Source organism: Roseomonas sp. CAU 1739 (assembly GCF_039839775.1).
Lineage (GTDB): Bacteria > Pseudomonadota > Alphaproteobacteria > Acetobacterales > Acetobacteraceae > Neoroseomonas.
The window spans coordinates 25,216-37,833 of the sequence record NZ_JBDOQQ010000007.1; the positions used below are offsets into that span (position 1 = coordinate 25,216).

Here is a 12,618-nt window from a genome sequence, read left to right on the forward strand (position 1 = left end):
CCGTGACCCATACCGAGATCGTCTACATCGCGGCGCGGTCGGGCATCGTGGCGCTGTGCCTGGTCACGCTGCTGATCGTCGGGCGCCAGGCACGGGCAGGCACCCCGGTCGGCGTCAGCCCTCGGCCGATGCTGGGCTTCGCCGCCGCGCTGCTGCTGGTCGCCGGGCTGCTCACGCTCAACGACATCCACGCCGCCCTCAGCCCCGGCGAGCAGATGGCATCCTATGCCGGCGCGTGGCTGTGGCTGCTGTTCGACGCGGGCGTGCCGCTGCTGATGATCCAGGCGCTGCGCCTGGTCCGGCAGCGCGACGCTGCCCTCGCCACGCTGGAACGGGCATCGGTGACCGATGCGCTGACCGAACTCGCCAATCGCCGGGGCTTCGCCGCCGACGCCTCGGCCGCGCTGGACGCGTGTCGGCGCCGCGGCGAGGGCGCCGCCGTCGTGATGTTCGACCTCGACCGTTTCAAGAGCATCAATGACGGCCACGGCCACGCCGCCGGCGACACAGTGCTGCGCGGCACCGCCGCAGCCCTGCGCCGGCATGTGCGGGCATCGGATGTGGTCGGGCGGCTCGGCGGGGAGGAATTCGCCGTGCTGTGCCCCGGCATGACGACGGCCCAGGCCGCCGCCCTGGCCGAAAGCGTGCGCGGCGAGATCCGCAGCGCCGTGCCGCATCCGGCGGGCCACGGGGCGGTGGTCACCACCTCGGCCGGGGTGGCGGCGGTGGAGGGGATGGAGGACGGCGTCGAGGCGGCGCTGATGGCGGCGGACCGGGCGCTGTATGCGGCGAAGCAGGGCGGGCGGGATCGGGTGGTGGTCGCGTGATGAGCCCGAGGGGGCGGTGACGCGGAATGGAGGGGCGCCGCCCCTCCAAACCTCCCCGCCAGGGGCCAGCGGGCCCCTGGACCGCGGGCTTTTGGCGACGGGCATGGCGGGCGGTCGTCGTGACGTGCGATCGATGGGCTCGGCGCCACGGACAGGGGCCCGTCATGATGCGGCGTGCGCGCGACACCCTTCGCGCGACTGCGGCGCCAGGTCGAACTGCCCGGGCCAATGGAGTGTGATGACCATGGGTGCGAATGCACCGAAGGTTTGATACCAACGGCCCGAGGCTTTGACTCGGGCCGTTGGTACGAATCACGCTCTATCCGAGCGACGCCATCACCTGGCGGTAGGCCGCTTCCGGGAACGCCTTCAGGGTCCGCGTGCGGACCGCGCCGCTGCGTGCCAGCATCAGCGAGAAACGGGCCGCGATGGCGTCGTCCGGTGCCTCGTAGACCGCGACCATGTCGTGGTCGCCCATGGTCATGTAGAAGGCGCCGAAGCTGCCGCCCATCTCGGCCAGCATCTTCCGCGCGGCATCGAGCCGCTTCGGGCTGTCCGCGATGGCGCGGATGCCCTGGTCGGTCCAATCGCCCAGCATGATGTAGGTGGTCATCGGCGGTGCTCCTTTCCGGCCACGGGTCGAGGGGGTGGAAGAAGGTTGCCGGTCGGAACGGTAGCATGCGCGGCGATGCCCTGCCGCCGAAATCGCGCCGGCGGGCCGGCCCGCGGGATGACCGCCGGTGTCGCCGCGGCGGGCGATCAGATCATCCGCGCCTCGAACGGCGGCATCAGGTCCGGCGCCTCGAATTCCAGCACCCAAAGATCGGGGTCGCGCTTCACCTGCCGATCGACATAGGCGTTGGCGAGCGCTTCCTCGACCGGCGCCGCGCCGGTACCGCGGACCCAGGACGGGCGGCCTTCGGCGTCGCGCGCCTGGGACAGCACCACGAAGCCGTCCCGCCCGCGCAGCAGGCACAGGATGCCGCCGGAATCGGGGTCTCCCTTGCGCAGCACGGCGGCCGGGCGGCCGGCCATGTCCGACAGGCGGATCGCCATCGAGACCCAGATGCCGGCTTTGACCTTCGGTTCCATGTCCTGACCTCAGACGCCGGCGCCGGCATCCGCCCGCCCGGCTTTCGCGCGGATGGGGCAGCGGTCGGTCGCGCGTGGTTGCGCATGCGTGCGCCCGGCCGGGGCGGTGCGCCCCGGGCCGAAGGCCGCGGTGTCGGCACGGAAGGGGGTGTCCGGAATATCCATGATGCCAGACTCGCACGCGCGGCCCCTTGCCGGAAGGCGCGCGCCGGGCCATTCACGGCGCCTCGGCAAAGGTTCCCGGCATGAGCGATCGGAAGATGACGGAGGCGCAGCGCGCCTATGAGGCGAAGCGCGCAGCGAAGGCGGGCATGAGCCTCGACAGGTGGCTGGCCGACAAGGACAAGCGCGCGGCGGCGGAAGCCCGCGAGGAAGCCGCGGCACCGGCCAAGGCCGCGGCGGCCGCGAAGAAGCCCGGCTTCTTCGGTCGCCTGCTGGAAAAGGCGCAGAAGCCGCTCTGACCGCGGCGCCGCGCGGTGTAGCGTGGCGCCATGCGGAGGATCCTGCCGGCCATACTGCTGGGCATGACCGTGCTGGCGATGCCGGCGCGGGGCCAGTTGTTCGTGCCCGATGGCGCGGTGATCCTGTTCGCCCCCGGCAGCGCCGAAGTCACCGTCGATGCGCGCAATGCGCTGCTCGGCTTTCTCCGCCCACCGCGCCCGCCCGGCTTTCGCGGGCAGTGCCTGCGCGGCCATGCCGACCGCGGACCGGGAGCGGAGGCGCTGGCGCTGGCCCGTGCCCAGGCAATCGCCGGGGTCATGGCGCGGCAGGGCATCGATCCGCGCGATGTGGCGCTGGATGCGGTCGGCGACCGCGTGCCGGCGAAACTCGCGGCACCCGGCCTGGCCGAGCCGATGAACGACCGGGTGGAGCTGCGCCCCTGCCCCGGCCCGCGCCTGGCCGGCGTGGCGGAGGCCGAGGCGCTCGCCCTTGATGTCGCGGTGCTGCCCGGTTTCATCGCCGCGCTGGCGCCGCTGGTGGCCCGGGCGCTGGGCTGCGCCGAGCCGGAATTGTGGCGCGGGGCGATCGAGGTGCCGCCCTTCCAATGCCCGACGGCGGTGCCGGCTTCCGCCGTGCCGGTGTTGACGGTGCAGCGGGTGGCGGGTGGTCGGCGGGTCGCGGTGGTGCTGGCCTGGCCGACCGGGCCTGGCGACGGGGAGGCATGGTGGCGGGCCGCCGCGGCGGCCGGTGCGGTGCTCGACCTGTTCGGGCTGCCGGTCGGGCCGGTGCTGACAGCGCTGGCGGCCGGGCCGGGCGAGGCGCCGGTGGTGGAGGTTTCGGCCCGCGGATTGCGTGCGGAGGTCGAGGCCGGGCCGGGGCTGCTGATGCGCCTGCGCGTGGTGACGGCCGACGCCGATGATCCGTGAAGGGCGAGTTGGCTATTCCGTGCCCGGCGGATCGTTCAGCGGCTTGAACGCATCGGTCTGGATGTCTCGGCCAAACTGGCCCGTGAAAATCGGCAGGGCGGCCGAGGCGTCGTGCTTGGTGGCCACGAAACTGGTGTCGTCCACCGGTGGCGGCAGGGGCGGGCTGGTGTCGCCGGGCAGCACCAGCGCGCGTTCCGCCGGGCAGGAGCAGACGCGGCTGCCATCGGCGAGAAGGTTGGGCATGGTGGGCTCGCCGCAGATCGGGCATTCGACGACCGCGTGCCGCAGGTCGTCCTCGCGCGGGGGGTCGCTTCGGGTCGCTGCCATGCCCCCGATATGGTGCGGCGTGGGGCTGACTACAGCATCCGCATTAGCGTGCCGTCGCGGCGGATTGCGTGGTGGAAGATCGCCCCGCCGATATGCGCGGCCAGCAGCACCACGAACAGGTAGCCGCCGATGGTGTGGCCCCATTGCAGGATGTTCGCCAGGCCTTCGGAGGTTTCCATGAATTTCGGCAGGTGGATGAAGCCGAGATAGGCGGTCTGGTCGCGCAGCGGGAAGCCCCAGGCATTGGTGGCGAAGAAGCCGAGCAGCGGCTGGAGGATCAGCAGCGCATAGAGCCCGTGATGCGTCGCCGTGGCGGCGGTGCGCAGGATGGGCGGCAGGTCGGCTGGGTGCGGCGGCGCCTTGTGCGTCAGTTTCCACAGGATGCGGGCGATGGCGGCGAACAGGATGGTGAGCCCGGCGCTCTCGTGGATGGCGTAGAAGCCCATCTTGTAGACGCTGTCGGATGCCTCGGTGATGAACTTGATGACGAAGCCGGTGGGCAGGGCGATGGCGATGAGGCCGACCGTGATCCAATGGAACCATTTGGCGACGGAGCCGTATTGCCCATCCGGATGAGCGGCGTCCTGGCCCGGCAGGGCGATGACTGGGGTCGCGTCCATGGTCGCTCTCCGTGTGGTCGTCACGTCAGCGTATCGCAACATCGCGCCGAAAGGCGCGTGGGAAAGTTGGCGCCGAAAGGCACGTGGGAAAGGTGACGCCGAAAGGCACGTGGGAAAGATGACGCCGGAAGGCGCGTGGGAAACAGCCGGCACCGGAAGGCGCGTGGGAAACAGCCGGCACCGGAAGGCGCGTGGGAAACAGCCGGCACCGGAAGGCGCGCGGAATGATCGGAGCGGATGGCGCGTGGAAATGATCGCGGCGCATGCGGATTGGAGCATCGACCCGCGCAAGCGCTGGGTCAGCATCGCCCGGCGCGGGCCGCGTGGCTGGGTGGCGTCAGCGCCGGTGCCGGTCGGCGACCCGGCGGCACGGGTGGGCGGGCTGCTGGCCGAAGGGGTGCCGGTGGCCATGGGGCTCGACCTGCCGCTTGGCGTGCCGCGGGGTTTCGCGCAGGGGCGGGCCGAGGGCGGCTTCGTCGATTTCCTGCGCGGGCGGGCGGGTGATGCCGGCTTCTTCAGCGTGGCGGCAACATTGGCGGAGGTTTCGCGCGGCCGGCCCTTCTATCCGGCGCGAGGGGTGAAGGGGATGACGCGGGCGGCGCATGCGCAGGCGCTGGGGTTGGACGATGCGCGGGGGTTGTCGCGCTGGTGCGACCGGGCGACCACCGAGCGGCCGGCAGGTGCGCCGGTGTTCTGGACGCTCGGCGCCAACCAGTCGGGCAAGGCGGCGATCGCGGCCTGGCGGGACTGGCTGGCGCCGGGGCTGGCCGCCGGCGCGCCTTATGCGATCTGGCCTTTCGCGGGCGGGCTGCATGGGCTGCTCGCGCCCGGGCGGGCCGTGCTGGCGGAGGTCTATCCGGCCGAGGCGCTGCGGCATTGCGGCCTGGTGATGCGCGGGTCGAAGCGGGTGCAGGCGGATCGCGCGGCGCTGGCGAAACCGGTCCTGGCGGCGATGGCGGCGCGGCGGGTGACCCCTGATGTCGCCCTCCACGGCATGGTCGCGGCAGGCTTCGGCGCCGATGCCGCCGGCGAGGACCGCTTCGATTCGGTGATCGGGCTGCTCGGCCTGATCGGCGTGCTGGATGGGGCGCGGCCGGATTTCATCCCGGATGATCCGGCGATCCACGCCTGGGAAGGCTGGGTGCTCGGCCAGACCGCGCTGCCGCGCCCGTAACCGCGCCGCACCACGCGGCGAAAGCGGGGTCAGAGGCGCAAGGAGCACCCCATGCAGCACGACCCCCGCAGCCTGGCCATCACCACCGAGAGCGCCGCCGCCGCGCAGGACTTCGATGCCGCGGTCATGGCGCTGCTGGGGCAGAAGGCGGAGGCAGGCGCACGGCTCGGCGCGGCACTGGCGGCGGACCCGCTGCTCGTCGCCGGGCATGCGCTGGCCGGTTTCGCGCAGATGCTGGCAGCGCGCCGGCCGCTGATCGCCGAAGCGATGGCCAGCCTGGCACGGGCGCGGGACGCGATCGCCGCGCGCGGCGCCACGCCGCGCGAGCGGGCGCTGACCCAGGCGCTGGCCTGCTGGACGGAGGGCGGCGACATGGACCGGGCGGCTGCCGGGCTGGAGGCCATGGTGCAGGAGGACCCGCACGACATCCTGGCGCTGCGGCTGTCGCACGGCATCCGCTTCATGCTCGGCCAGGCGGCCGAGATGCGCCACGCCATCGAAGGCGCGCTGCCGCGCTGGGACGCGACCATGCAGGGCTACGCGTACCTGCTCGGCTGCCATGCCTTCGCGTTGGAGGAGACCGGCGATGCCGCCCGCGCCGAGGTGGTCGGGCGCCGCGCCGTCGCGATGGAACCGGGTGATTTGTGGGGCGCCCATGCGGTGGCCCATGCCATCGGCGCGCAGGGGCGCATGCGCGAAGGCATCGCCTGGCTGCGCTGGCTGGAACCGAACCTCGCCGGCGGCAGCAATTTCGTCCGCCACGTGCATTGGCACCGGGCGCTGTTCCATCTCGCCCTGGGGCAGAATGAGGAAGCGCTGGCGCTGTATGACCGCCAGGTCTGGGCGGCGCCGAGCGAGGATGTTCGCGACCTGATGAATGCCGCGCATCTGCTGTGGCGACTGCAGGCGGCCGGCATGCCGGTCGGCGCGCGGCGCTGGGAAGCACTGGCCGACATCGCCGAACGCCGCATCGGCGAGCAGGCCTGGGCCTTCGCCGACCTACACTACGTTCTGGCCCTGGGCGGTGCCGGGCGGGATGAAGCGGCGTCGCGCATGATCGCCGCCATCGCCGCCCATGCGGAACGCGAAACCGACAGCCAGGCGCGGCTTCATGCCGAGGTCGGGCTCGGTGCGGCGCGTGCCGTGGCGGCGGCGATGGCCGGCGCGGCGACGGATGCGCGATGCGGCTTCGATGCGGTGCTGCCGCGGCTGCACGACCTCGGCGGCAGCCATGCGCAGCGTTCGGTCTTCGTCGCCATGCGCGACCGCGCGGCGCGCGATGCGGGCGGGGCAGCGCTGCGGCGGGGGTGACGCGGCGGCGTGGAAAGGCGAAGACTGCGCGCCGGACCGAGAGGGCGCGCGCATGCGACTGGCAGTGATCACGGATATCCACGGCAATGCCGCGGCCCTCGACGCGATGCTGGAGGATGCGGCCGCGCGGGGCCTGCGGGAGATCATCTGCCTGGGCGACATCGCCTCGGGCGCGGGCTGGCCGCGCGAGACGGTGGAGATGCTCGCCGCGACCGGCATCCCCTGCATCCGCGGCAACCATGACCGCTGGATCAGCGAGCACGACCCCGCGACGATGGGTAAGCAGGATCGTCTCGCCTACGATGAATTGTCATCGGACCAGCGTGGCTGGCTGCTGGGCTTGCCGACCGCGCTGGAACCCGAGCCGGGCGTGCTCGCGGTGCATGGGTCGCCCGGGTCGGATGTGCAGAACCTGATCGAGGAAGTCGTCGCCGAACGCCTGCGCCCTGCCCCCATGGCGGTGCTGCGCGAGCGGCTGGGCGAGGCGGGCATGGCCGCGCGCGTCGTGCTGTGCGGCCACAGTCATCGCAGCGGGCTCGTGCAGGTCCCGGGCGGGCCGCTGGTGGTCAATCCGGGCAGCCTCGGCCTGCCGGGCTTCCGCATCAGCCGCGAGCCGGCGCATCGGCAGGAAGCCGGCACGCCGCATGCGCGCTATGCCGTGCTGCACCTGGATGGCGATGCGGTCCAGGTGGAGATGCTGGCGATCGCCTACGACTGGGAAGCGGCGGCGAAGCGGGCCGAGGATGTCGGCTTCAACGCCGCCTGGCCGCATGTGATCCGCACCGGCCTGCTGCCCGAAAGCGCGTGAGCAGCCGCCGTCAGCGCCCTTCGATCGACACCCCGTTGCGGCCGACCGAGATCTCGACACCCGGGCGGTGGCTGTCCTGATACATCCAGACCCCGGCGCCGATCAGCCCGACCAGCAGGGCACCGACCATGAAATAAAGGGCATTGCTGCTCATCGTGGCTCAACCTTTCGTGGTGTGGTGACGAGCCAACGCGGGACATGGCGGAAGGTTGCATCGCGATGATGGGCGTTGACCCATGCGCGGCCAATCCGCGAACGGTGGCGGCTCATGGCGCGAAAGTTGGAGGGGCGCCGCCCCTCCAAGCCACCCCGCCAGGGACCGCCGGGGTCCCTGGACCGCGGGATTCTGGGCAATTTGCACGCGCAGCCCGGAATGTGGGGATCGGTGCCGGAATTGCCTTGGGCGCTGTCGGGAATCCTCGCCGCCAAGGGGGGATGGACCCATGCGGTTCGTCATGCCGGTCCGCTTCGCGCCACTGGGGCCGGCGGGAGGCCCAATGGCCTTTGGTGCGAAGGGACCGGGAGGGGCCGCCTGCCTCGCCCTACATCCCCCCAGCCGGCGTGTAGAGCCCCGACGCCGTCGCCGCCTGCGTCGCCAGCCTTGCGACGAGTTCGAAAGTCGGCATCGCCACGCCCGCTTCCTGCGCCATCAGCAGCGGCACCGTCAGCAGCGCGTCGATTTCCATCGCCCGGCCGAGTTCAAGGTCCTGCAGGATGGACGGCTTGTGCGTGATGTCGGCCGACCTCCGCATCCGTGATTCGCCCGAGGTGGCGAGATCGAAACCATAGGCACGCGCCAGGGCCGCCCCTTCGTCGGCGATGCGCACGCCGGCATCGAACACCGCCCCGTCGGCGAGCGTCGCCTTCATGTGCGAGCGCGACAGGATGCACAGCGGGCCGGACGTGATGTTGCCCATCAGCTTGCCCCACACCCGATGCCGGATGTCGTTCACCACCGGGCAGGGCATGCCGCCGGCATCGATGAAGCCGGCGATCATCTTCGCACGGTCCGACAGGCTGCCATCGGGTTCGCCGAGGAACAGCTTGATGTCGGCATGTTCGGATTTCACCACGCCGGGGGCGATGACCTCGCTGGCGGAATAGACGACGCCACCGAGCGTGCGCTCGATGCCGACCAGGCGTTCGATCACCCCGCCCGGGTCGAGCAGCGGCAGCCGGCGGCCTTCCTGAGCGCCGCCATGGCGCAGGAAATACCACCAGGGGATGCCGTTGGTGACGAAGGCGACCGGGGTGTCGGCGCCGAGCAGCGGGCCGATCGCCTCGGCCGCGACCGGCAGGGCGGGGACCTTGGTGGTGATCAGCACGGCATCGACCGGGCCGATCTCGGCGGCGGTGGCGGCGGCCTGCACCTTCACCGTCTTCACGCCGTCGGCGGCATGCAGGGTGATGCCGTGTTCCTTCATCGCGGCGAGGTGGGGGCCGCGGGCGATGACGCAGACCTCCGCCCCGCCAAGCGCGGCACGGGTGGCGAGGTGGCTGCCGATGGCGCCGGCGCCGAAAACGCAAATGCGGGTCATGGAGAATCCTTGATGCGGTCGTGCAGGCGGTTTTGCAAATCCTGCGCCGGGGCGCGTGAAAGACCTGCCCCTTGGGCGCCGGCATGGTTCGGTCGGGCGATGGGACCGGAGAGGGCTTTGCCCCCTCCGGACCTCCCCCACCAAAGGCTTAAGGCCTTTGGAAACCTCAACTTGATGCCGGGCGGACGGCGGCCGCTCCGGCGACCTGGATCGCGCCCGGCATAACAATGATCCGGGGCACCGTTCCTGACCGTCATGCCCGGCGCCAGGTGATGGTTTCCAAAGGGCCACTGCCCTTTGGTGGAGTGAGCACGAGAGGGGCAAGGCCCCTCTGGTCCGGCCCGCGCGACCCTCAGCTCACCTGGTCCCGCAGCAGCGCGCACATCGCCGCCCCGCCGGCGACCAGCCGCTCGACGATCGCCGCGCCATGCGCCGCATCGGCACCGCTGGCATCGGGTGCGATCAGCCCGCCGGGTGCGACCTCCTCGACCCACATCGGCACCGAGAAATCGAGGCCATGGGTGCGCACCACGCCGAAATTCGTCGGCGGCAGGCCAAGATAGGGTCCCACCGGCTCGCGCTGGCGCATCGCCTGCGGCAGGCACAGTTCCGGACGCAGGGCGTAGGCCACCGAGGCGACCGGGTCGCCGCCATGGCCGAAGGTCTCGGCGGTGCCGCCGAGCGCGGTGTGGATCTTCGCCCCCTCCCGCCACAGATGCAGCGCCGGGATAATGACGCCGTGGCGGCGGCGCAGGGCACGGGCGGCGGCTTCCGCCGGGCCGATCGTGCCGGCATGGCCGTTGACGATCATGATCCGGCGCGTGCCGGTGCGGATGAAGGCCTCGGCCATCTCCTCGATCACCGCGGTCAGCGTCGCCACGGACAGCGTGATGCCGCCCGCCACACCGGTGAAGTAGTCCTCGCCGCCGAAGGGGATCGCGGGGGCGACCAGCGCGTCGGCACCGATGGCGGTCGCCGCCGACGCGATGCGCGCGGCGATCTCCTCGGCGATGATGTAGTCGCCCATCGGCAGGGCGGGGCCGTGGGTTTCGAGGCTGCCCATAGGGAGCAGGGCGACAGCGCCCGCGGCCAGGCGGGAGGCGACCTCGGGGGCCGCGAGTTCAGCGATGCGATGGGTCATTCGACATAAGGGCGGGGGAGAGCACTCCCCCCTGCCCCCTCCTTTTTCTGTCTGTCGGCAGGGTGCGCGAACGGGACCGGCCCGCCCATCCTACGAGAGCATGCCTCCTAGGAGAGCATGTCCAGGGCCGCGGGGGAAAGCGCCTGGACGCCGAGGGCGATGCAGCGTTCGTCGGGCTGGTACATCGCATTGTGCAGGCGGTCGTCGCGGCCGGGGGCACCGGCACCGATGCGCAGGTGGAAGGCCGGCGCACGGGCGGCGAAGGCGGCGAAATCCTCCGAGCCCATTGACGGCTCGCCTTCCTCGGGCGCCACGCCCATCTGGCGCGTGACGGCCGCCAGCACGGGTTCCAGCACGCGGTCGTCATTGAGCAGGGCGGGGACCATGCGCGCATAGGTCATGGTGCAGCGCACGCGCATCGTTGTCTCCAGCCCGTCGGCGAGGCGGCGCAGCGCGGCTTCGGCGGTGTCGCGCGCGGCGGCATGCAGGGTGCGCACCGTGCCCTTCAGCGCCACCCGCTCGGGGATGATGTTGTAGGTGGCGCCACCTTGGACCATGCCCACCGTCACGACCGCCGGATGCAGCGGCTTGATCTCCCGGCTGACGACGGTCTGCGCCTGGGTGATGAAATGGGCCGCAGCGACGATGGGATCGACGGCGGCGTAGGGGTGCGCGGCATGGCCCGACTTGCCCCGCACCACCAGGTCGAAGCGGTCCGACGCCGCCAGGCAGGGGCCGCGCACGAAGCCGAAGCTGCCCACGGGCATGTCGGGATGGTTGTGGAAGCCGAGCGCGAGGTCGACGCCGTCCGCCGCACCTTCGGCGATCATCGCGGCGGCGCCTTCCAGCACTTCCTCCGCCGGCTGGAAGATCAGCCGCACCGTGCCGGCCAGCTGTGGCGCGAGATCCTTAAGCAGCGCGGCGACGCCAAGCAGCGTGACGGTGTGAATGTCGTGCCCGCAGGCGTGCATCTGGCCGTCGATCGAGGAGGCGAAGTCGAGGCCCGTCTCCTCATGGATCGGCAGCGCGTCCATGTCGGCGCGGATCGCGAGCGTCGGGCCGGGCCTGCCGCCCTTGATCTCGCCGACCACGCCGGTCACGCCCACGCCGGTGCGATGCGGGATGCCCATCCGCGCGAGTTCGGCCGCGACAATGCCCGCGGTGCGGGTTTCCTGGAAGGCGAGTTCCGGCATCCGATGGATGTCGCGGCGCATCGCGATCAGATGCGGCGCCGCAGCATCGGCGGCCTCGCGGATTGCGCGCTGCGGGTCGTTGGTGAGCATGGCGGGAATTCCGATGAAACGTCAGATTACTTCGAGCATAGGTGAGCGCGGCGCGCAGACAAGGCTGGCGCTTGCGGGGCCGCAAGGCGCATGCCATAGGGCGAACCGGGAAGAAGTGGGGAGGTTCAATGTCCTGGGCGCCAAGCCGGCGCGCATTGCTGGCTTCGATCGTCACAGCACCGATCGCCGGACGCAGCGCCGTTGCGCAGTCATGGCCGTCGCAGTCGATCCGCATCGTGGTGCCCTTCGCGCCCGGCGGGACGACTGACCTTGTCGCGCGCCTGGTCGCGGCGGGTCTGCAGGACCGGTTGGGCGTCTCGGTCATCATCGACAACCGCCCCGGCGCCGGGGCGACGCTGGGCAGCGAATTCGTCGCGCGCTCGGCCCCCGACGGGTACACGCTGGTGATGTCGAACATCGCCAGCCATGCGATCAGCCCGGCGGTCTATCGCGGTCGCGTCCGCTACGACCCGGTGACCGACTTCGCGCATGCTGCGCTGGTGGTGACCAATCCGACCGTGTGGGTGGCCAATCCGCGCTCGGGCATCCGCACCCTGGGCGATGCCGTCGCGAAGGCGCGCTCGCCGAGCGGGCTTGATGTCGCGACCTCCGGCGCGGGGTCGTCGAACCACCTGATGGTGGTGCGGATGGGCCAGCTGGTCGACAAGGAACTGAACCACATTCCTTTCCGTGGCGCGGGGCCCGCGATGCAGGCGGTGATCGCCGGCCAGGTCGCGATGATGTCCGACAGCCTGCCTTCGGCCGCGTCGCATATCCGCCAGGGTTCGGTGGTGGCGGTCGGCATGGCCTCGGCCGAGCGGCACCCGTCATTCCCCGATGTTCCGACCTTCCGCGAGCAGGGTTTCGACCTGGCGAGCGATTCCTGGTTCGGGCTGTCCTTTCCCGCCGGCACGCCGGCAGGCATCGTCGACCGCCTGAACAGTGAGACGCGCGCCTTCCTGTCCAGTCCGGAGATTCGGTCGCGCTTCGCCGAGCTCGGCGGCACGCCCGGGGATCTGACGGCGGAAGGTTACACGGATTTCGTGCGACGGGAGGTGGCCCTGTGGGCGCCACTCGTGCAGGCTTCCGGCGCGACGGCCGATTAGCCGGTCAACGATCAACTTCATCAT

Annotated in this window: 16 protein-coding genes; 7 read left to right on the top strand and 9 right to left on the bottom strand. The window is 71.4% G+C overall.

Annotation, left to right across the window (positions count from 1 at the left end; genetic code table 11):
• Positions 1-2 precede the first annotated feature (2 nt).
• Positions 3-827 carry a GGDEF domain-containing protein gene (locus tag AAFN86_RS13065; protein ID WP_347543779.1) on the top strand — a complete coding sequence of 275 codons (825 nt, stop codon included), beginning with the start codon at positions 3-5 and terminating at the stop codon, positions 825-827.
• Positions 828-1,146: 319 nt separating this feature from the next.
• On the opposite strand, the gene AAFN86_RS13070 is transcribed toward AAFN86_RS13065, so the two are convergent.
• From AAFN86_RS13070 to AAFN86_RS13080, 3 genes are all read right to left on the bottom strand, one after another.
• The gene (locus AAFN86_RS13070; protein WP_347543781.1) at positions 1,147-1,440 is read right to left on the bottom strand and encodes a GYD domain-containing protein; all 294 of its coding nucleotides are present in this window, start codon (positions 1,438-1,440) and stop codon (positions 1,147-1,149) included.
• A 146-nt stretch (positions 1,441-1,586) separates the two neighbouring features.
• Positions 1,587-1,919 carry a DUF1491 family protein gene (locus tag AAFN86_RS13075; protein ID WP_347543782.1) on the bottom strand — a complete coding sequence of 111 codons (333 nt, stop codon included), beginning with the start codon at positions 1,917-1,919 and terminating at the stop codon, positions 1,587-1,589.
• Between the two features lie 9 nt (positions 1,920-1,928).
• Positions 1,929-2,084 (bottom strand): hypothetical protein, encoded by a 156-nt coding sequence (locus AAFN86_RS13080; protein ID WP_347543783.1) that lies wholly within the window; start codon positions 2,082-2,084, stop codon positions 1,929-1,931.
• Between the two features lie 80 nt (positions 2,085-2,164).
• Here AAFN86_RS13080 and AAFN86_RS13085 point away from each other — a divergent pair, with 80 nt between their 5' ends.
• Both AAFN86_RS13085 and AAFN86_RS13090 read left to right on the top strand, forming a co-directional pair.
• Entirely contained in the window at positions 2,165-2,380 is a 216-nt protein-coding gene (locus AAFN86_RS13085; RefSeq protein ID WP_347543784.1) for a hypothetical protein, read from the top strand.
• Between the two features lie 30 nt (positions 2,381-2,410).
• The gene (locus AAFN86_RS13090) at positions 2,411-3,286 is read left to right on the top strand and encodes a hypothetical protein (protein ID WP_347543785.1); all 876 of its coding nucleotides are present in this window, start codon (positions 2,411-2,413) and stop codon (positions 3,284-3,286) included.
• Between the two features lie 12 nt (positions 3,287-3,298).
• Here AAFN86_RS13090 and AAFN86_RS13095 read toward each other — a convergent pair whose 3' ends face one another.
• Both AAFN86_RS13095 and AAFN86_RS13100 read right to left on the bottom strand, forming a co-directional pair.
• Positions 3,299-3,613, bottom strand: coding sequence for a hypothetical protein (locus tag AAFN86_RS13095; RefSeq protein WP_347543786.1), 315 nt, complete (start codon positions 3,611-3,613; stop codon positions 3,299-3,301).
• A gap of 29 nt (positions 3,614-3,642) precedes the next feature.
• Positions 3,643-4,233, bottom strand: coding sequence for a cytochrome b (locus AAFN86_RS13100; protein ID WP_347543787.1), 591 nt, complete (start codon positions 4,231-4,233; stop codon positions 3,643-3,645).
• Positions 4,234-4,483: 250 nt separating this feature from the next.
• Here AAFN86_RS13100 and AAFN86_RS13105 point away from each other — a divergent pair, with 250 nt between their 5' ends.
• The 3 genes from AAFN86_RS13105 to AAFN86_RS13115 are packed head-to-tail and all read left to right on the top strand — an operon-like array spanning position 4,484 to position 7,526.
• Positions 4,484-5,407: a hypothetical protein gene (locus AAFN86_RS13105; protein ID WP_347544009.1), complete on the top strand. Its 924-nt coding sequence runs from the start codon at positions 4,484-4,486 to the stop codon at positions 5,405-5,407.
• A 51-nt stretch (positions 5,408-5,458) separates the two neighbouring features.
• Positions 5,459-6,718: a hypothetical protein gene (locus AAFN86_RS13110; RefSeq protein WP_347543788.1), complete on the top strand. Its 1,260-nt coding sequence runs from the start codon at positions 5,459-5,461 to the stop codon at positions 6,716-6,718.
• Positions 6,719-6,770: 52 nt separating this feature from the next.
• Positions 6,771-7,526, top strand: a complete 756-nt coding sequence (locus AAFN86_RS13115; protein ID WP_347543789.1) for a metallophosphoesterase family protein — start codon at positions 6,771-6,773, stop codon at positions 7,524-7,526.
• Between the two features lie 10 nt (positions 7,527-7,536).
• Here AAFN86_RS13115 and AAFN86_RS13120 read toward each other — a convergent pair whose 3' ends face one another.
• From AAFN86_RS13120 to AAFN86_RS13135, 4 genes are all read right to left on the bottom strand, one after another.
• Positions 7,537-7,680 carry a hypothetical protein gene (locus AAFN86_RS13120; protein WP_347543790.1) on the bottom strand — a complete coding sequence of 48 codons (144 nt, stop codon included), beginning with the start codon at positions 7,678-7,680 and terminating at the stop codon, positions 7,537-7,539.
• 388 nt (positions 7,681-8,068) lie between these two features.
• The gene (locus tag AAFN86_RS13125) at positions 8,069-9,064 is read right to left on the bottom strand and encodes a 2-dehydropantoate 2-reductase (protein WP_347543791.1); all 996 of its coding nucleotides are present in this window, start codon (positions 9,062-9,064) and stop codon (positions 8,069-8,071) included.
• 352 nt (positions 9,065-9,416) lie between these two features.
• Positions 9,417-10,205, bottom strand: a complete 789-nt coding sequence (locus AAFN86_RS13130) for a creatininase family protein (protein ID WP_347543792.1) — start codon at positions 10,203-10,205, stop codon at positions 9,417-9,419.
• A 107-nt stretch (positions 10,206-10,312) separates the two neighbouring features.
• Positions 10,313-11,488 carry a M20 family metallopeptidase gene (locus AAFN86_RS13135; protein ID WP_347543793.1) on the bottom strand — a complete coding sequence of 392 codons (1,176 nt, stop codon included), beginning with the start codon at positions 11,486-11,488 and terminating at the stop codon, positions 10,313-10,315.
• Positions 11,489-11,616: 128 nt separating this feature from the next.
• Here AAFN86_RS13135 and AAFN86_RS13140 point away from each other — a divergent pair, with 128 nt between their 5' ends.
• Entirely contained in the window at positions 11,617-12,594 is a 978-nt protein-coding gene (locus AAFN86_RS13140; protein ID WP_347543794.1) for a tripartite tricarboxylate transporter substrate binding protein, read from the top strand.
• Positions 12,595-12,618: the final 24 nt, after the last annotated feature.

Coding starts and splice junctions, on each gene's coding strand:
- AAFN86_RS13125 (WP_347543791.1), bottom strand. CDS start 9,064: ATGACCCGCATTTGCGTTTTCGGCGCCGGCGCCATCGGCAGCCACCTC.
- AAFN86_RS13140 (WP_347543794.1), top strand. CDS start 11,617: ATGTCCTGGGCGCCAAGCCGGCGCGCATTGCTGGCTTCGATCGTCACA.
- AAFN86_RS13135 (WP_347543793.1), bottom strand. CDS start 11,488: ATGCTCACCAACGACCCGCAGCGCGCAATCCGCGAGGCCGCCGATGCT.
- AAFN86_RS13130 (WP_347543792.1), bottom strand. CDS start 10,205: ATGACCCATCGCATCGCTGAACTCGCGGCCCCCGAGGTCGCCTCCCGC.
- AAFN86_RS13105 (WP_347544009.1), top strand. CDS start 4,484: ATGATCGCGGCGCATGCGGATTGGAGCATCGACCCGCGCAAGCGCTGG.
- AAFN86_RS13070 (WP_347543781.1), bottom strand. CDS start 1,440: ATGACCACCTACATCATGCTGGGCGATTGGACCGACCAGGGCATCCGC.
- AAFN86_RS13115 (WP_347543789.1), top strand. CDS start 6,771: ATGCGACTGGCAGTGATCACGGATATCCACGGCAATGCCGCGGCCCTC.
- AAFN86_RS13085 (WP_347543784.1), top strand. CDS start 2,165: ATGAGCGATCGGAAGATGACGGAGGCGCAGCGCGCCTATGAGGCGAAG.
- AAFN86_RS13120 (WP_347543790.1), bottom strand. CDS start 7,680: ATGAGCAGCAATGCCCTTTATTTCATGGTCGGTGCCCTGCTGGTCGGG.
- AAFN86_RS13095 (WP_347543786.1), bottom strand. CDS start 3,613: ATGGCAGCGACCCGAAGCGACCCCCCGCGCGAGGACGACCTGCGGCAC.
- AAFN86_RS13090 (WP_347543785.1), top strand. CDS start 2,411: ATGCGGAGGATCCTGCCGGCCATACTGCTGGGCATGACCGTGCTGGCG.
- AAFN86_RS13075 (WP_347543782.1), bottom strand. CDS start 1,919: ATGGAACCGAAGGTCAAAGCCGGCATCTGGGTCTCGATGGCGATCCGC.
- AAFN86_RS13080 (WP_347543783.1), bottom strand. CDS start 2,084: ATGGATATTCCGGACACCCCCTTCCGTGCCGACACCGCGGCCTTCGGC.
- AAFN86_RS13100 (WP_347543787.1), bottom strand. CDS start 4,233: ATGGACGCGACCCCAGTCATCGCCCTGCCGGGCCAGGACGCCGCTCAT.
- AAFN86_RS13110 (WP_347543788.1), top strand. CDS start 5,459: ATGCAGCACGACCCCCGCAGCCTGGCCATCACCACCGAGAGCGCCGCC.